Genomic DNA, 17,594 nt, shown 5'->3' on the forward strand with positions numbered 1-17,594 from the left:
CGATGGGGCGCGCAGCGGCCCCAAGGTTTCAGCTTCGCCGCATATATTGCCGGGGCCGCTGCGCGCCCCATCGCGACACAAGGCCGCTCCTACAAAGGCCGTACACGCAATACACGCCGATATATAGCTTGTAGCTATATTCATCACAGATTGCGTGATATGGCCAGGAAGGGTTTGCCGGTATGATAGGCACCCCTGCCGTCCGGATTGTGAAATACGCCATGACCTTGCAGTACCCAACCATCGCCGATTGCGTCGGCAATACGCCCCTGGTTCGCCTGCAGCGTATTGCTGGCGAAACCAGCAACACCCTCCTGCTCAAGCTCGAAGGTAACAATCCCGCCGGCTCGGTGAAGGACCGCCCGGCACTGTCGATGATCACCCGCGCCGAACTGCGCGGCCAGATCAAGCCCGGCGATACCCTGATCGAAGCCACCTCCGGCAACACCGGCATCGCCCTGGCGATGGCTGCGGCGATCAAGGGCTACAAGATGATCCTGATCATGCCCGACAACTCCACCGCCGAACGCAAGGCCGCCATGACCGCCTACGGCGCCGAGCTGATCCTGGTGACCAAGGAAGAGGGCATGGAGGGCGCCCGTGACCTGGCCGAGAAGCTGCAGGCCGAAGGCCGCGGCCTGGTGCTGGACCAGTTCGCCAACGGCGACAACCCCATCGCCCACTACAACAGCACCGGCCCCGAGATCTGGCAGCAGACCCAAGGCACCATCACTCATTTCATCAGCTCCATGGGTACCACCGGTACCATCATGGGCTGCTCGCAGTACCTCAAGGAACAAAACCCGGCGGTGCAGATCATCGGCCTGCAACCAATGGAAGGCTCGGCAATTCCGGGCATCCGCCGCTGGCCCGAGGAATACCTGCCGAAAATCTTCGACGCCAGCCGTGTCGACCGCGTGGTCGACATGTCGCAGCAGGAAGCAGAGGAAACCACCCGCCGCCTTGCCCGTGAAGAGGGCATTTTCTGCGGCGTGTCTTCCGGTGGTGCAGTCGCGGCCATGCTGCGCCTGTCCCGCGAGGTGGAGAATGCCACGATGGTCGCGATCATCTGCGACCGCGGCGACCGTTACCTGTCCACCGGCCTGTTCGACCCGAGCTAAATGTCCAAGAAGAAAAGCAACAGCGGCCTGCGCTTCCAGCCGGCCGGCGGCAACCGCAGCCCCCAGGTCCCGGTGGGCAAGAAGCAGCGCCTGGAAATCGAGCGCCTGGCCGGTGACGGCCGGGGCATTGCCTTCCACGAAGGGCGCACCTGGTTCGTCAGCGGCGCCCTGGCCGGTGAGGCCGTTGAGGCGCGGGTGCTCAATGCCCGTGGCAAAGTGGTCGAGGCCCGCCTGGAGCGCCTGCTGCAGGCCAGCACCGAACGCCGTCAGGCACCGTGCCGGTATTACGAGCGTTGCGGAGGCTGCAACCTGCAGCACCTGCCGCACGAAGCGCAGTTGGCGCTCAAGCAGCGCACCCTGGCAGAGCAGCTGCAGCGGGTGGCCGGCGTGCAGCCCGAGGAATGGGCCGCACCGCTGAGCGGGCCGGAGTTCGGCTACCGGCGTCGCGCCCGCGTGGCCGTGCGCTGGGACATAAAGGCGCGGCAACTGGAGGTCGGCTTCCGCGCCGAAGCCAGCCAGGACGTCATTGCCATCGACGATTGCGCGGTGCTGGTACAGCCCTTGCAGTCGATTCTGCGCCATTTACCGACCGTGCTGCGCTCGCTGAGCAAGCCGCAGGCGCTGGGCCATGTAGAACTGTTCAGCGGTACTGCCGAGGCGCTGCTGGTGCGCCATGTCGCGCCGTTGCCCGCTGAAGACCTGGCCAGGCTGCAGGCGTTCTGCGAACAGGCCAATGCCCAGTTGTGGCTGCAGGGCGAAGGGGAGCCGGCGCCAGTGGACCCGGCCGCGCAGTTGGGCTTTGCCTTGGCGCCCTGGCAGCTGGAACTGGCCTGGCGCCCAGGTGACTTCGTGCAGGTGAATGCCCAGGTCAACACGGCGATGATAGAGCAGGCCCTGGCCTGGCTCGCACCGCAGGCCGACGAGCGTGTGCTGGACCTGTTCTGCGGCCTGGGCAACTTCGCCCTGCCACTGGCCCGGCAGGCGCGCGAGGTAGTGGCAGTGGAAGGAGTGCAGGCCATGGTCGATCGGGCCGCGGCCAATGCCCGGAACAACAATGTGCATAACGCACGGTTTTTTCAGGCCGATTTATCGCAGCCTTTGGCGGGTGCCGGATGGGCCGCCGAGGGCTTTTCTGCGGTACTCTTGGATCCACCGCGCGACGGTGCTTTCGAGGTGGTGCAAGGCATCGCCCGCCTCAAGGCCAGAAGGCTGGTCTATGTATCGTGCAACCCGGCCACGCTGGCGCGAGACGCGCAGGTGCTGGTCGGCCAGGGGTACCGGTTAAAAAGGGCCGGGATTCTCGACATGTTTCCTCAGACGGCGCATGTCGAGGCCATGGCGTTATTCGAAGCGGGCTAGCTGACTGGCCCCTTGGTGCGGCTTTCATGGAATGGTGGCCGCACGGTGATCGCCAGCGCACCCGTGTGGTGTGCTGTATGGAAAGGTAAAACAAAGATGGTACAGGTGAGAGTGCACCAGCCGGTCAACACCGACGGCAGTATCAATCTCGAAGCATGGTTGGACCATGTGGTAAGCGTCGATTCGGCACTGGATCGCGCAGCGCTGAAAGAGGCCTGCGAGTTTGCCCATGAAGTCGAGAAAAAGGGCAACCCGGCCAAGCATTCCTGGGCGGACGGTACGTCCAGCTTCCAGGCGGGCCTTGAGATCGCGGAAATCCTAGCCGACCTCAAGCTCGACCAGGATTCCCTGGTGGCGGCGGTCATCTACCGCTCGGTACGCGAGGGCAAAGTGACCCTGGCCGAGGTCAGCCAGCGCTTTGGCCCGGTAGTGTCCAAGCTGATCGACGGTGTGCTGCGCATGGCCGCCATCAGCGCCAGCCTCAGCCCGCGCCAATCGCTGGTGCTGGGCTCGCAGGCGCAGGTCGAGAACCTGCGCAAGATGCTCGTGGCCATGGTCGACGACGTGCGCGTGGCGCTCATCAAGCTGGCCGAGCGCACCTGCGCGATCCGTGCGGTCAAGGCCGCCGACGACGAGAAACGCCTGCGTGTCGCGCGCGAGGTGTTCGATATCTATGCGCCGCTGGCGCACCGCCTGGGTATCGGCCACATCAAGTGGGAGTTGGAAGACCTTTCCTTCCGCTACCTCGAACCCGACCAGTACAAACAGATCGCCAAGCTGCTGCACGAGCGCCGGTTGGACCGCGAGCGGTTCATCAGCGAGGTTATGAACCAGCTGCAGAACGAGCTGCTGGCCACTGGCGTCAAGGCCGACATCAGCGGCCGGGCGAAACATATCTATTCGATCTGGCGCAAGATGCAGCGCAAAGGCCTGGAATTCAGCCAGATCTACGACGTGCGCGCGGTACGCGTGCTGGTGCCGGAAATTCGCGACTGCTACACCGCGTTGGGCATCGTGCATACCCTGTGGCGGCATATCCCCAAGGAGTTCGACGATTACATCGCCAACCCCAAGGAGAACGGCTATCGCTCGCTGCACACCGCGGTGATCGGCCCCGAGGGCAAGGTGCTGGAAGTGCAGATCCGTACCCACGGCATGCACGAGGAAGCCGAGCTTGGGGTATGTGCCCACTGGCGCTACAAGGGCACCGACGTCAAGTCCAGTTCCAACCATTACGAAGAGAAGATCTCCTGGCTGCGCCAGGTGCTGGAGTGGCACGAAGAGCTGGGCGACATCGGTGGCCTGGCCGAGCAGCTGCGGGTCGACATCGAGCCGGACCGGGTCTATGTGTTTACCCCGGACGGCCACGCCATCGACTTGCCAAAGGGTGCCACGCCGCTGGACTTCGCCTACCGCGTGCACACCGAAATCGGCCACAACTGCCGCGGCGCCAAGATCAACGGGCGCATCGTGCCGCTCAACTACAGCCTGCAGACCGGCGAGCAGGTCGAGATCATTACCAGCAAGCACGGCAATCCTAGCCGTGACTGGTTGAACTCCAACCTGGGCTACGTCACTACCTCGCGGGCGCGGGCCAAGATCGTGCACTGGTTCAAGCTGCAGGCACGCGACCAGAACGTCGCTGCCGGCAAGACCTTGCTCGAACGCGAGCTCAGCCGCCTGGGCCTGCCGCAGGTGGATTTCGAGCGCCTGGCCGAGAAGACCAACGTCAAGACCGCCGAGGACATGTTCGCCTCGCTCGGTGCCGGCGACCTGCGCCTGGCGCACCTGGTCAACGCCGCCCAGCAGCTGCTTGAGCCCGAGCGCATCGAGCAGATCGAACTGGTACCGCGCAAGCCTACCGGGCCGCGTACCGGCAAGCGTGGCGACATCCAGATCCAGGGTGTCGGCAACCTGCTGACGCAGATGGCCGGCTGCTGCCAGCCGCTGCCGGGCGACGCCATCGTCGGCTACATCACTCAGGGCCGCGGTGTGAGCATCCACCGCCAGGACTGCGCTTCGGTGCTGCAGTTGGCGGGCAAGGAACCGGAGCGCATGATCCAGGTAAGCTGGGGGCCGATCCCGGTGCAGACCTACCCGGTCGACATCGTCATCCGTGCCTACGACCGCCCGGGCTTGCTGCGCGATGTGTCGCAAGTGCTGCTGAACGAAAAGATCAACGTGCTGGCGGTGAACACCCGCTCGAACAAGGAAGACAACACCGCGCTGATGTCGCTGACCATCGAGATTCCAGGCCTGGATGCGCTGGGGCGCCTGCTGGGGCGGATCTCGCAGTTGCCCAACATCATCGAGACGCGGCGTAATCGTACACCTTGATAATCTGGATTGGGGCCGCTGTGCGGCCCATCGCCGGCAAGCCAGCTCCCACCGGTACTCCGCAGGCCTCAAGTCCTGTGCAATACCGGTGGGAGCTTGCTTGCCGTCGATCGGGGGCAAAGCCCCCGCCGAGGAATAGCTGACCATGACCTACACCCTCGAAGACCTGCTGCACCTCATGGCCCGCCTGCGCGACCCGCAGTACGGCTGCCCATGGGACCTGAAGCAGAACTACGCGAGCATCGTCCCGCACACCATCGAAGAGGCCTACGAGGTTGCCGACACCATCGAGCGCGGCGACTTCGAGCACCTGCAAGGTGAGCTGGGCGACTTGCTGTTCCAGGTGGTCTACTACAGCCAGCTGGCCCGCGAGGAGGGGCGTTTCGAGTTCGACGGCGTGGTCGACAGCATCACCCGCAAGCTCATTCGCCGTCACCCGCATGTATTCCCCACCGGCGAGCTGTATGCGCCGGTGGACACCCCCAGCCTGGACGAGGCCCAGGTCAAGTCACGCTGGGAAGAAATCAAGGCTGAAGAGCGCGCGGAAAAGAGCCAGCCCGAACAGCTGTCGTTGCTCGACGACGTACCAGCGGCATTGCCGGCGTTGTCGCGGGCAGCCAAACTGCAAAAGCGCGCGGCCACGGTCGGTTTCGACTGGCCTGCGGCATTGCCGGTGCTGGACAAGGTGCGCGAAGAGCTGGACGAAGTACTGCAGGCCATGGCCGACGGCGATGCCGATGCGCTCGAGGATGAAATCGGCGACCTGTTGTTTGCCGCCGTCAACCTGGCCCGCCACCTCAAGCATGATCCGGAACACGCCCTGCGCCGTGCCAATCGCAAGTTCGAGCGGCGTTTCCGCTTCATCGAACAGGCATTGCGCGACAGTGGCCGCCCCATCGAAGATTGTAACCTTGATGAACTGGATGCCCTTTGGGGTGAAGCCAAACGTCAGGAAAAGAACCTGCCCAGCTGCGGCTGAGCTGTTGCATAAGTGAGTGAACATTCATGAGCCTTTCCCTTCGCGACCAACTGCTCAAAGCCGGTCTGGTCAACCAGAAACAGGTTTCCCAGGCCAACAAAGCCGAGAAGAAACAGAAACGCCTGGAGCACAAAGGCCAGGTCGAGGTGGACGACAGCCAGCAGCGCATGGCCAAGGAAGCCATGGCCGAGAAAGCCAAGCGTGACCAGGAACTGAACCGCCAGCAGCAGGAAAAAGCCGAGCAGAAGGCCCGCGCCGCGCAGATCAAGCAGTTGATCGAAGCGACTCGCCTGCCGAAGCTGAGCACCGAGGACTACTACAATTTCGTCGACGACAAGAAGGTCAAGCGCATTGCCGTCAATGCCCTGATGCGGACCAAGCTGAGCAATGGTGCGCTGGCCGTGGTGTCGTTTGCCGGCGGCTACGAGGTGATCCCTCGTGAGGCGGCATTGAAGATCCAGGAACGCGATCCTGGCCGTGTCCTGCTGCTGAACACCCATGTCGAGGAAGCGGACGAGGACGACCCGTACGCGGCCTACAAGATCCCTGATGATCTGATGTGGTAACCACGAAAAACCCCGCCTTGGCGGGGTTTTTCATTTGAAGATGGGTCATTGCGTGGCGCGCTGGTTCTCCAAAGTTTCCAGCTCTGCGCGGTACTGGTGTGCTTCGTGTTCGTTGTGGAACATCCCCACCAGTTGGCCCTGTTGGTGCACATCCCAGATCCGCACACCAGCGGCCAGGCCTTCGTGGGATATTTTCGATTCGTCGCGTTCGGTTACTTGGACTGTCATCGTTAAACTCCACTGCTTCAGTTGGCTGCGACACTGTGTCGCACAGCCTCTTTATAGAGTTTGTTAGCAGGCTAAGTAAATAAAACCGGCATGAAACAAGTTTCATGATCAGCGTTTGGGTCGGCAGGTGCGCTTTTGTAGGAGCGACACAAGGCCGCTCCTACAGGCGTCGCTGCAAGGCAGGCAGAAAAAAGCCCCGCACAAGGCGGGGCTTCGGGTGCTGCTGGCAGCGCTGGCTCAGTTGCCCTTCACCGGCTTGCCATCGACCGTGCCGTCCTGCAGCACGATCACGTATTCCTTGCCATCGGTCTCGACCTGGCGCAGTTGCACCAGCAGGTAGTCCCAGTTCTTTGCGAACCACAGCTCGGTGATGCGCTTGCTCTGGCTTGGGTCGCGCACGCGCTCGACCTTCACCGCATCGACCTGGCCAGTCTTGGTAGTGACCTTTTCGGTGCCCAGCACGCGGAAGTCGTAGGTGTCGATCTCGTCACCGTCAACCACCTGATAGGTCATGCTCTTCTTGCCGGCGGCCACGTCATGTTGCAGGGCCAGCTGATAGGACGACTTGTCCAGCACGCCACGGTTCAGCGGCAGGTTGATGGCATCGCCACGGTCGCTGCCGGTGACCTTTTTGCTGTTCCAGTCGAAAGTCAGGTCAACCTTCTTGGCCTTGCCCAGGCCACCACGCTCGAAGTGGTACTTCTGTGGCAGCAGGGTGTCGTTGTCCATGCGGAGGGTGCTTTGCTCGGTCAGGCTGGCGATCATCATGGAAGCCTTGAAATTAAGGTCCCAGGTACCGTTGGCATTCTTGACCAGGCTGCGCTCGGCGGTGCCGCTCATGGGCAGTTGCTTCCAGTCTGCGGTATAGCTGGCCGAGAAAGGCTTCAGATCAGCTGCCTGGAGGGGCAGGGCGAGCACGGCGAGAGCCAAGAGCAGGGCGCGACGCATAAATTCTCCTAGGATCGAATCAAGTGACCGCTGGCCGCCAGGGGCTGGCCATCCAGTAATGCACCCTGTTCGCCAAGGCGCAAGCGCCCTTCGGCGAACCAGCGCACCGCCAGCGGGTAAATCAGGTGTTCCTGGCGGTGTACCCGCTGGGCCAGGCTTTCGACGGTGTCGTCAGGCGCCACCGGTACCACAGCCTGTACGACCAGTGGGCCGCCATCGAGTTCCTCAGTCACGAAGTGTACGCTGCAGCCGTGCTCGGCGTCGCCTGCCTCCAGCGCCCGACGGTGGGTATGAAGGCCCTTGTATTTGGGCAGCAGCGACGGGTGGATGTTGAGCAGGCGGCCCTGGTAGTGGCGCACGAAGTCGCCACTGAGGATGCGCATGAAACCGGCCAGCACCACCAGGTCCGGGGCGAAACCGTCGATGCGCGCCATGAGCGCGGCATCGAAGGCTTCACGGCCGTCGAACTGGGTGTGCTCGAGCACGACGCTGTCGATGCCGGCCGCCGCGGCGCGTTGCAGGCCGTAGGCATCGGCGCGGTTGGAAACCACCGCACGGATGCGCACCGGGCTGTCCTGGCCTTGGCAGCTGTCGATCAGGGCTTGCAGGTTGCTGCCGGAGCCCGACAGCAGTACCACTACATTGCAGGTCTTGCTTGGCATCAGTGTGCCTTGAGGTTTTGCAGCTCGACCTGGGCAGCGCCTTCGGCGGCTTCGGCGATGTGGCCGATCACCCATGGCTGCTCGCCAGCGGCGCGCAGTTCGTTCAGGGCTGCTTCTACCTGGTCCTGGGCCACGCAGATGACCATGCCGACGCCGCAGTTCAGCACGCGGTGCATTTCATGCTCGTCGACGTTGCCTTTTTCCTGCAGGAAGTCGAACACCGCCGGGCGCTGCCAGCTGGCCACGTCGATGACCGCCTGGGCGTTGGCCGGCAGTACGCGCGGGATGTTGTCCAGCAGGCCGCCACCGGTGATGTGGGCCATGGCCTTGACCGCGCCGGTGTTCTTGATCAGTTGCAGCAGCGGCTTGACGTAGATGCGGGTCGGCGCCATCAGCAGGTCGGTCAGCGGCTTGCCGTCCAGCTGGGTGTTCTCGATGTCGGTGGCGGACACTTCGAGGATCTTGCGGATCAGCGAGTAGCCGTTGGAGTGCGGGCCCGAGGACGGCAGGGCGATCAGTGCGTCGCCGGTGGCAACCTTGGAGCCGTCGATGATCTCGGCCTTTTCCACCACGCCGACGCAGAAGCCGGCCAGGTCGTAGTCTTCGCCTTCGTACATGCCAGGCATTTCGGCGGTTTCACCACCGACCAGCGAGCAGCCGGCCAGTTCGCAACCGGCACCGATGCCGGTGACCACGGTGGCGGCCACGTCGACGTTCAGTTTGCCGGTGGCATAGTAGTCGAGGAAGAACAGCGGCTCGGCGCCGCACACGACCAGGTCGTTGACGCACATGGCGACCAGGTCCTGGCCGATGCTGTCGTGCTTGTTCAGGTTCAGTGCCAGGCGCAGCTTGGTGCCGACGCCGTCGGTGCCGGAGACCAGCACCGGCTGCTTGTAGCCGGCCGGGATCTCGCAGAGGGCGCCGAAGCCGCCCAGGCCACCCATGACTTCAGGGCGTGCGGTGCGTTTTGCCACGCCCTTGATGCGTTCGACCAGTGCTTCGCCGGCGTCGATGTCTACACCGGCGTCCTTGTAGCTCAGGGAGGGTTGCTTGCTCATTGATCCAGGCCTTTAGGAGGGAGGGATTCTTAAAAACGACCATGACGGCCAAGGCCGGCTGGTAAGCGGCGGCTGCCTGAAACGTCAGTGGTCTGTGAAGGCGCGCGATTTTATCAGGGTTGCCGGGCAGCGGCCATCCTCAGGCCGACGGGCAGGGCATGAAAATAGGTAAAAAGTTGGGGGTGTACGACACGAGAGGTGTGGAGCCTGTGAGATCGAGCGCCGCCCGCGCGGCGCTTCGCGGGACAAGCCCGCTCCCACATTTGTTTCGGGCCAATTATTTCTGAGGCAGAGGCGCGCGGCCCCTTGGCGTCCACCTCGATATTGCGTCGGGCAAACAAGGCGGTCGTGTGCAATGGCACAGGCGTTACTGGCCCGAAACAGATGTGGGAGCGGGCTTGTCCCGCGAAGCGCCGCGCGGGCGGCGCTCGATCTCGCAGGCGCCACAAGGGCCGCGCCATGCACGCGCAGGCGCTGAACCTGTTGCGGCGAGCACCTGTCAGACCCATCACATTTCCCAGGCAATCTCCGCAACCAATCTTTCATCCTCGCGACTGGTTACCTTTCGCCCCCGTGTATAAGGTATAGGCATTGCGGTAAATGGACAGGAATCCTCCATGCGTCTCTTCAATATTCTGGCAGCCGGTTGTCTGGCCCTGATCTCGGCCAGTGCCCAGGCTGAAAATGTCACCGGCCTTTACCAGGTGCGCGAGCCGGTCACAGGGCAGGGCGCCGAAGCCCGTGCCGCGGCTACCATCCAGGCTCTCGATACCCTGGTAACGCGCCTGACCGGCGACCCCAAGGCGGCGCAAAGCCCGGCATTGGCCGCTTTGCGCAAGGACCCGCAGCAAATCATCAACCAGGTCGCCAGCGAAGCCGGGCCACCCGAATCGGTGCTGGTCGAGTTCGACCCTGGCAGTACCGAGCGGGCCTTGCGCAAGGCCGGCCTGGCCTTGTGGGGCAGCAACCGCCCCTCGATCCTCGGATGGTGGCTGAACGACAGTGTCGAAGGCAGCAACCTGGTAGGTGACGGCCAGGCCAGCGCCCAACCCCTGCGTCGTGCCGCCCAGCACCGTGGCCTGCCGTTGCGCCTGCCGCTGGCCGACCTGCAGGAGCAACTGGTGGCCAATGCCGAGCAGATCGAAGGCAGTGACCCTGCGGCGCTGCGCGAAGCCTCAGGGCGCTACGGTGCCGATGCCTTGCTGGCGGTGCATGCCCGGGAAGCCGATGGCAAATGGCAGGGCAAATGGCAGCTTTGGCTGGGCGACCAGCGTGAACAAGGCACTGCCGAAGGTGCCGACCCGGCAGCGCTGGCCGACGCCGTGATGCTGGCGCTCAGCAGCCGCCTGGCGCCGCGCTACGTCACCCGCCCGGGGGCCAGCAGCCAGTTGCAGGTGCAAGTGCAGGGGATGAACCTGCAGCGCTACGCCGAACTGGCCCGCGTGCTCGAACCCTACGGCCCGCGGCTGCAAATGGCCGAAGGCAGCACCCTGACCTACGGCGTGACTGCCAACCGCGAACAGTTGCGTGCCCAGCTTGGCCTGGCCAAGCTGCAGGAAGTACCGGTAGAGCAGGCGCCCGCTGTGCAGCCCCCTCCAGCTCCGGCAGACGCTGCCGGGGCCGGGCAACCAGTGCCGGCCCAGCCAGCACCCAAGCCGTTCGACGGTTTGCGTTTTCGCTGGTAAGGGGAGCACACCGTGACCGACGTACGTCGTTGGATCTGGCTGGGCGTTGCCCTGCTGGTCGCCGTGCTGCTTTACAGCCTGCACAACATTCTTACCCCGTTCCTGGTCGGCGTGCTGCTGGCCTATCTGGCCGACCCGCTGGTCGACCGCCTGGAGCGCCTGGGGCTGTCGCGCACCTGGGGCGTGGTGGTGGTGTTCGGCCTGTTCACCTTGCTGTTGCTGGCCTTGCTGCTGGTTCTGGTGCCGCTGCTGGCCAAGCAGCTGGTGCGCCTGTACGAACTGGCGCCGCAGATGCTCGACTGGCTCGAGCACGTGGCGCTGCCCTGGGTGCAGAGCCGGCTGGGCCTGGCTGACGGCTTCTGGAAGTTCGACAAGATCAAGGCCGCCATCGGCACGCACATGGGCCAGACCACCGATATCGTCGGTGTGCTGCTGTCCCATGCCACTGCCTCGAGCCTGGCGCTGATGGCCTGGCTGGCCAACATGGTGCTGATCCCGGTGGTGGGTTTCTATCTGCTGCGCGACTGGGACCTGATGATGGCCAAGCTGCGCGGCCTGCTGCCGCGCCAGCGTGAGCCGCAAGTGATGGGCCTTGCAGGCGAATGCCATGAGGTGCTGGGGGCGTTCGTGCGCGGGCAATTGATGGTGATGGTGGCCCTGGGCATCATCTATTCGGCCGGGCTGATGCTGGTGGGGCTGGAACTGGGGTTATTGATCGGCATGCTCGCCGGGTTGGCTGCCATCGTGCCGTACATGGGTTTCATCATCGGCATCGGCGCGGCCTTGGTGGCTGGCCTGTTCCAGTTTGGCGGCGACCTGTACCCGATGCTGGGTATCGTCGCAGTGTTCATGGTCGGCCAGGCGCTGGAAGGCATGGTGCTGACTCCGCTGCTGGTCGGTGACCGCATTGGCCTGCACCCGGTTGCGGTGATTTTCGCGATCCTGGCCGGCGGTGAGCTGTTCGGCTTTACCGGGGTGTTGCTGGCGCTGCCGGTGGCGGCGGTGATCATGGTGCTGCTGCGGCATGTGCATGACTTGTACAAGGAATCGGACATGTATGCCGGGGATATCGACCCGGAGTTGTGATCCCAGGGCCGCCTTAATGCCGGCCAGTTAAGAAAATTGGGGCCGCGTTGCGGCCCTTCGCGGGCTTGCCCGCTCCCACAGATGTGTCGCTGAGCCCATGATTTACGCGCCCCCTGTGGGAGCGGACAAGCCCGTGAAGGGTTGCAAAGCAGCCCCAAAATAGCCAAAAAAAGCGCAACTCATTGATTTTACTTGTGCTATCCGCTGCCGTGATTGTGCGCCCCGCGCTGCGGGTATAGACTTTGCACATTGTTCACCAAAGGCCCCCTGCGGTCCTGTCGACCGCCCGCGAGCATGAAACCACCGATCCAGTTGCCCCTGGGTGTGCGCCTGCGCGATGACGCCACCTTCATCAACTACTATCCGGGCGCCAATGCTGCGGCATTGGGCTACGTCGAGCGGCTATGCGAAGCCGACGCCGGCTGGACCGAGAGCCTTATCTACCTGTGGGGCAAGCAGGGTGTTGGCCGGACCCACCTGCTACAGGCCGCCACCCACCGCTTTCAGCAACGCGGCGAACCAGCCGTCTACCTGCCGCTGGCGCAATTGCTCGATCGTGGCGTAGAACTGCTTGACTACCTGGCCCAGTACGAACTGGTGTGCATCGACGACCTGCACGTGATCGCCGGCAAGGCTGACTGGGAAGAGGCCATGTTCCACCTGTTCAACCGCCTGCGTGACAGCGGCCGGCGCCTGCTGCTGGCTGCCTCGGCGTCGCCGCGCGAACTGCCGATCAAGCTGCCGGACCTGAAGTCGCGGCTGACCCTGGCCCTGGTGTTCCAGATGCGCGGCCTGTCCGACGAAGACAAGCTGCGCGCCCTGCAACTGCGTGCTTCGCGCCGTGGCCTGCACCTTACCGACGAAGTCGGCCACTTCATCCTCACCCGCGGCGCACGCAGCATGAGCGCGTTGTTCGACCTGCTGGAACGCCTCGATCAGGCCTCGTTGCAGGCACAGCGCAAGCTCACCATCCCTTTCCTCAAGGAAACCCTGGGCTGGTAACCCCTAAAACGCTGGGCCAGAGCGGCAAAACGAAAAAGTCACATCTTTTTCGATAAAATTTGCAAATGGCCATGATAGAGGGCATAGTTTCACCCTTCTAAAGGATTACAGACACGGTCGTGCCCATGCTGAAGCGCTTCGCACCCCTCGTGCCACTCGCACTCGTGACCCTGCTTTTTGGCTGCGCGGCCCAAGGCCCAGCTTCTCATTCAGAGCTGCAGTCCCAGGATCACTCCCCGATCGCCGCACAATCGGCCTTCAAGGCCAAAGCCTCCTCCTCGTCGGTATTCGGCGAGCCGGAAGAGCTGGCTACCGAAGATGACCTGGAGACCTTCTCCAGCAGCAAGCCTTACCAGTTGCCAGCTCTGGCTGACAGCATTCTCGAGCGCGGCATGTCGCTGATCGGCACTCGCTATCGCTTCGGCGGTACCTCGGAGAAGTCCGGCTTCGACTGCAGTGGTTTCATCGGCTATCTGTTCCGCGAAGAGGCGGGTGTGACCCTGCCGCGTTCCACGCGTGAAATGATCAACGTCGATGCCCCGAAAGTGGCCCGCAACAAACTCAAGCCAGGTGACCTGCTGTTCTTCAGCACCAATGGTCGCGGCCGCGTCAGCCATGCTGGCATCTACCTGGGTGACAACCAGTTCATTCACTCCAGCAGCCGCCGCAGCGGTGGTGTGCGCATCGACAGCCTCGGTGACCGCTACTGGAGCAAGACCTTCATCGAAGCCAAGCGTGCCTTGGCCATGGCGCCGACCACCAATATCGCGCGCAACTGATAGCAAAATGATGTACCCTGCCGCGGCGGCGATGCTTTGAAAAAAGCTCGCCGCCGTGCGCATTTATAGAAAGCGTCTAATCTAATTTCTCAACTCTTTTCGGCTGCGGCCCAGCGGACTCAGACAGGATGTTCTGGCCATGGTAAAGATGGCGCGCTTCGCATTTCTCTCCTTGGCAGCCTTGCTGGCTGCCTGCTCCAGCCGTGCGCCTGCGCCGGCCCCTGTGGTACAGCCGCAGGTAACCTATAGCCAGCCCAGTCCGTCGCCGATTGCCGATGACGTGCTGATGCGTGCCATCGGCCTGGTGGGCACGCCTTATCGCTGGGGTGGCAATACGCCGGACTCCGGTTTCGATTGCAGTGGCCTGATCAAGTACGTCTATCGTGATGCTGCCGGCATAAGCCTGCCGCGTTCGACGCGTGAGATGATCGTAATGCGCGCGCCAACCGTGGATGCCAAGTCGCTGCAGTCCGGCGACTTGGTGTTCTTCGCCACCAGTGGCGGCTCGCAGGTCAGCCATGCCGGCATTTATGTGGGGGAAGGGCGCTTCGTGCATGCACCCTCCAGCGGCGGCACGGTGCGCTTGGACTACCTGTCCAACAGCTACTGGGCCAAGGCTTACCTGCAGGCCAAGCGCGTCATTCCGCAAGGGCATCTGGCGCAGAACCCCTGAGGACAGGCGGGGCTTTGCTTACCCGCCAGACCACGTTGCCGACATCATCGGCTACCAGCACGCCGCCACGCCCGTCGGTGATTACGCCGACCGGGCGCCCTTGGGCCTTGCCATGCTCATCCAGAAAACCGGTAAGCAGGTCTACGGGCTTGCCCGAGGGCTTTCCTGATGGGCCGAACGGCACGAAAATCACCTTGTAGCCACTGTGTGGCTTGCGGTTCCACGACCCGTGCTGGCCCACGAATGCCCCTTGTTCGAAGGGCGGTGGTAGCCCGTTCGGTTCGGCGAATGCCAGCCCCAGCGATGCCGTGTGTGGGCCTACGGCGTAGTCGGGCACCAGCGCCTGGGCTACTTTTTCAGGCGCTGGCGGTTGCACGCGCTCGTCCACGTGGTGGCCGTAGTAGCTGTAGGGCCAGCCATAGAAACCGCCGTCCTTCACGGAAGTGATGTAGTCCGGTACCAGATCGCTACCGATCTCGTCACGCTCGTTGACTGCCGTCCACAACGTACCGCTGTGTGGCTCCCAGGCCAGGCCGTTAGGGTTGCGCAGGCCGGTGGCGAACAGGCGGTGCTGGCCGCTGGTGGGGTCCACTTCCCAGATCGCGGCGCGCCCCTGTTCCTTGTCCATGCCGTTTTCGCCTACGTTGCTGTTGGAGCCGACCGTCACGAAAAGCTTCTTGCCATCAGGGCTGGCGATTACGTTCTTGGTCCAGTGGTGGTTGAGCGGCCCGCCTGGCAACTCGACCACTGGCTGGCCTTCATTGCGAATTTGCATGGCACCGGGCTCGTAGTGAAAGCGCAGCAGCCTGTCGGTGTTGGCGACGTAGAGGTCCTTGCCGACCAGGGCCATGCCGAACGGTGAGTTGAGCTCTTCGATGAAGGTCGTGCGGATTTCAGCCACGCCGTCGTGGTCGGCATCCCGTAGCAGGGTAATGCGGTTGGCGCTGGGCACGCCTGCACCTGCCCGCTTCATCACCTTCTTCATGACCCAACCGCGCAGGCCCTTGCCATCTTCGGGTTTGGGCGGGGCATTGGTTTCAGCTACCAGCACGTCGCCGTTGGGCAGCAGGTATAGCCAGCGAGGGTGGTCGAGCCCGGTGGCGAACGCTTTCACCTGAGTGCCTGGTGCTGCTTCGGGCTTGGCGTCCTTGGGCCAGCCCACTGCCGGGGCGATATTCACGGTGGGGAGGGTGGTCTTGACCGGAGCAGGCAGCTGGGGGGTTGGGCCACTGCCGTCGAGTACATTCAGCAGGGCGGTTTCGCCGCAGGCAGTCAGGCTGGCGGCCAATAACCAAGGCGTCAGGTGTTTCATGGGGCGGCGTCCTCCTAACAGGGCCTATGAATTGAGAGGTCGGTGACATTCGCCAGGTTCCCGGAACCATCCAACTGCCGTTGCCGTTGCCGTTGCCGTTGCCGTTGCCGTTGCCGTTGCCGTTGCCGTTGCCGTTGCCGTTGCTTTTGCTTTTGCTTTTGCTTTTAAGCGCGCAATAGTTCAGGCGCCGCCGATTGCGACTTCAGGAGGCCGAGCGGAGGGACTGCGGAGGGAGGTGACGGGCATGGATGCCCGTCAAGCGCTGAGGCCCCATGGATGGGGCCTGCAGCGCGTACTCCCGGGAGCAGGCCCGTAGCGAGGGGACCCCGGAGCGGAGCGTAGGGGCCGGATGATGGGAGCCAGCGTTTTTTGGTTACTTTTTGTCGCGTTTGACAAAAAGTGACCCGCCGTAAGGGCGGAAAGGTGATTAAGCGCCACCTTCGAAAATGAATGTTGACCTTGTTGTTGATGCCCACGCTTGAAAGCGAAGAGCGAAGAGCGAAGAGCGAAGAGCGAAGAGCGAAGAGCGGAAAAGTACCGGTCTTGATCTCGCGGATAGTCCATTTACGATGGCGACGCTGACTCACCTTTTCGCCCTTACGGCGAGTCACTTTTTGTCAAACGCGACAAAAAGTAACCAAAAAACGCTGCGCTCCCATCATCCGGCCCCTCCGCTACGCTACGGGGTTCCCTCGCGCCGGTCTTGCTCCCGGGAGTACGCGCTGCAGGCCCCATCCATGGGGCCTCAGCGCTTGACGGGCATCCATGCCCGTCACCTCCCTCCGCAAGCCCTCTGCTCGGCCTCCTGAAGTCGCGAAGATCAAGATCAAGATCAAGAGCAAGAGCAAGAGCAAGAGCAAGAGCAAGAGCAAGAGCAAGAGCAAGAGCAAGAGCAAGAGCAAGAGCAAGAGCAAGAGCAAAAATCGTCAGAAACCGCAGTCGTGTAATACCAGTAATCGGAACTGGCTCCTCATGAAGGCTGGGCGTGGGGCACCTGCGGTGGCTCGCTTCACTACGACAGGAGACTTAAATAGGGCTCTGTGGGAGCGGGCGCGCCCGCGAACACCGGCGCAGCCGGTGCCAGCCACCGCGTTGGATTCTTCGCGGGCACGCCCGCTCCCACAGAAGCGACGTCGCGCTTGCGAAACGAGTTCCGGCCCCGGCCCGAGCCGAAGTTGCTTCAAGCCTGCTTGAGCAGCAACGCCACCCCCGGGAAATACTGCCCCAGCTCGTTGTGCAACTTGCGGTAGGCATACGGGAAGTACCAGGCGATGGCACAGGCGGTATGTTTCTGCAGATCGTCGACCAGGTCCTGCAGTTCCTCGGGGCTGGCATGCTGGCCAGCCTTCCACGGGCTGATGAACAGCGCACCAGCTTTCAACTGGCTGGGGTAGGCCACCTGGCGCGCCAGGGCAGTGGTCTGCTGCAGGGCGTCGGCCATGTCCAGCCGAGCGATTCTTGGCCAGCGCTGACTGACACTGAGGTACAGCGCTTCATCGGCACTGCTGATCGACAGGTCGCAGCGCCCTTCGTGTTCACCTTCGTCGCGTTGCTTCTTGCCGGCAAACTGCTGCAGCGCCGCCAGTTCGGCTTGCCAGGCCGCTGCGGCAAGCAGCCCCGTATTGGCGGCGGCGCCATGCCAGTAAGGTGCTTCGGCATCGCCAGCAAACTGGTTGAAGCGGTCAATACAGTCGCCCCAGCGCTCCAGCACCGGAGCAAGAAACTCCAGGCGCGGGTTGTTGATGATCTGGCCTCGCATGCTGCGCTCTCCTGTTATCGTTGTGATCGCGTTCAGCTGA

The 17,594-nt window shown here is 63.1% G+C and carries 16 protein-coding genes; 10 read left to right on the forward strand and 6 right to left on the reverse strand.

What is annotated here, in order from left to right:
• Positions 1–221 precede the first annotated feature (221 nt).
• From cysM to GYA95_RS02380, 5 genes are all read left to right on the forward strand, one after another.
• Positions 222–1,121, forward strand: coding sequence for a cysteine synthase CysM (gene cysM / locus GYA95_RS02360; RefSeq protein WP_043936067.1), 900 nt, complete (start codon positions 222–224; stop codon positions 1,119–1,121).
• Positions 1,122–2,480: a 23S rRNA (uracil(1939)-C(5))-methyltransferase RlmD gene (rlmD, locus tag GYA95_RS02365; RefSeq protein WP_015269230.1), complete on the forward strand. Its 1,359-nt coding sequence runs from the start codon at positions 1,122–1,124 to the stop codon at positions 2,478–2,480.
• A 96-nt stretch (positions 2,481–2,576) separates the two neighbouring features.
• Positions 2,577–4,817 carry a GTP diphosphokinase gene (gene relA / locus GYA95_RS02370; RefSeq protein ID WP_015269231.1) on the forward strand — a complete coding sequence of 747 codons (2,241 nt, stop codon included), beginning with the start codon at positions 2,577–2,579 and terminating at the stop codon, positions 4,815–4,817.
• Positions 4,818–4,962: 145 nt separating this feature from the next.
• On the forward strand, positions 4,963–5,796 hold the full coding sequence (mazG, locus tag GYA95_RS02375; protein WP_015269232.1) for a nucleoside triphosphate pyrophosphohydrolase: 834 nt from the start codon (positions 4,963–4,965) through the stop codon (positions 5,794–5,796).
• A 26-nt stretch (positions 5,797–5,822) separates the two neighbouring features.
• The gene (locus GYA95_RS02380) at positions 5,823–6,362 is read left to right on the forward strand and encodes a DUF2058 domain-containing protein (RefSeq protein WP_013971362.1); all 540 of its coding nucleotides are present in this window, start codon (positions 5,823–5,825) and stop codon (positions 6,360–6,362) included.
• Between the two features lie 45 nt (positions 6,363–6,407).
• Here the strand turns inward: GYA95_RS02380 and GYA95_RS02385 are convergent, their stop codons facing one another.
• From GYA95_RS02385 to purM, 4 genes are all read right to left on the reverse strand, one after another.
• A complete protein-coding gene (locus GYA95_RS02385) occupies positions 6,408–6,590 on the reverse strand; it encodes a hypothetical protein (protein ID WP_015269233.1) in 183 nt (60 codons plus the stop codon).
• Between the two features lie 237 nt (positions 6,591–6,827).
• A complete protein-coding gene (locus GYA95_RS02390; protein WP_015269234.1) occupies positions 6,828–7,538 on the reverse strand; it encodes a DUF3108 domain-containing protein in 711 nt (236 codons plus the stop codon).
• Between the two features lie 8 nt (positions 7,539–7,546).
• Positions 7,547–8,200: a phosphoribosylglycinamide formyltransferase gene (gene purN, locus GYA95_RS02395; RefSeq protein WP_015269235.1), complete on the reverse strand. Its 654-nt coding sequence runs from the start codon at positions 8,198–8,200 to the stop codon at positions 7,547–7,549.
• Positions 8,200–9,258: a phosphoribosylformylglycinamidine cyclo-ligase gene (purM, locus tag GYA95_RS02400; RefSeq protein WP_013971366.1), complete on the reverse strand. Its 1,059-nt coding sequence runs from the start codon at positions 9,256–9,258 to the stop codon at positions 8,200–8,202. The genes purN and purM overlap by 1 nt, the downstream gene beginning before the upstream one ends.
• A 617-nt stretch (positions 9,259–9,875) precedes the next feature.
• Between purM and GYA95_RS02405 the strand changes: the two genes are divergently transcribed.
• The 5 genes from GYA95_RS02405 to GYA95_RS02425 all read left to right on the forward strand — a co-directional run bounded on the left by GYA95_RS02405 (position 9,876) and on the right by GYA95_RS02425 (position 14,483).
• A complete protein-coding gene (locus GYA95_RS02405; RefSeq protein WP_015269236.1) occupies positions 9,876–10,943 on the forward strand; it encodes a DUF2066 domain-containing protein in 1,068 nt (355 codons plus the stop codon).
• A 12-nt stretch (positions 10,944–10,955) separates the two neighbouring features.
• Entirely contained in the window at positions 10,956–12,029 is a 1,074-nt protein-coding gene (locus tag GYA95_RS02410) for an AI-2E family transporter (protein ID WP_015269237.1), read from the forward strand.
• 294 nt (positions 12,030–12,323) lie between these two features.
• The gene (gene hda / locus GYA95_RS02415) at positions 12,324–13,031 is read left to right on the forward strand and encodes a DnaA regulatory inactivator Hda (protein ID WP_015269238.1); all 708 of its coding nucleotides are present in this window, start codon (positions 12,324–12,326) and stop codon (positions 13,029–13,031) included.
• A 125-nt stretch (positions 13,032–13,156) separates the two neighbouring features.
• A complete protein-coding gene (locus GYA95_RS02420) occupies positions 13,157–13,810 on the forward strand; it encodes a C40 family peptidase (protein WP_015269239.1) in 654 nt (217 codons plus the stop codon).
• 139 nt (positions 13,811–13,949) lie between these two features.
• Positions 13,950–14,483: a C40 family peptidase gene (locus GYA95_RS02425; RefSeq protein WP_013971371.1), complete on the forward strand. Its 534-nt coding sequence runs from the start codon at positions 13,950–13,952 to the stop codon at positions 14,481–14,483.
• On the opposite strand, the gene GYA95_RS02430 is transcribed toward GYA95_RS02425, so the two are convergent.
• Positions 14,449–15,795 (reverse strand): PQQ-dependent sugar dehydrogenase, encoded by a 1,347-nt coding sequence (locus GYA95_RS02430; protein ID WP_015269240.1) that lies wholly within the window; start codon positions 15,793–15,795, stop codon positions 14,449–14,451. The two genes, GYA95_RS02425 and GYA95_RS02430, sit on opposite strands and share 35 nt — an antisense overlap.
• A gap of 1,180 nt (positions 15,796–16,975) precedes the next feature.
• Positions 16,976–17,554, reverse strand: a complete 579-nt coding sequence (locus tag GYA95_RS02435; protein ID WP_015269242.1) for a hypothetical protein — start codon at positions 17,552–17,554, stop codon at positions 16,976–16,978.
• Between the last annotated feature and the right edge of the window lie 40 nt (positions 17,555–17,594).

The organism is Pseudomonas asiatica, from assembly GCF_009932335.1.
Taxonomy (GTDB): domain Bacteria; phylum Pseudomonadota; class Gammaproteobacteria; order Pseudomonadales; family Pseudomonadaceae; genus Aquipseudomonas; species Aquipseudomonas asiatica.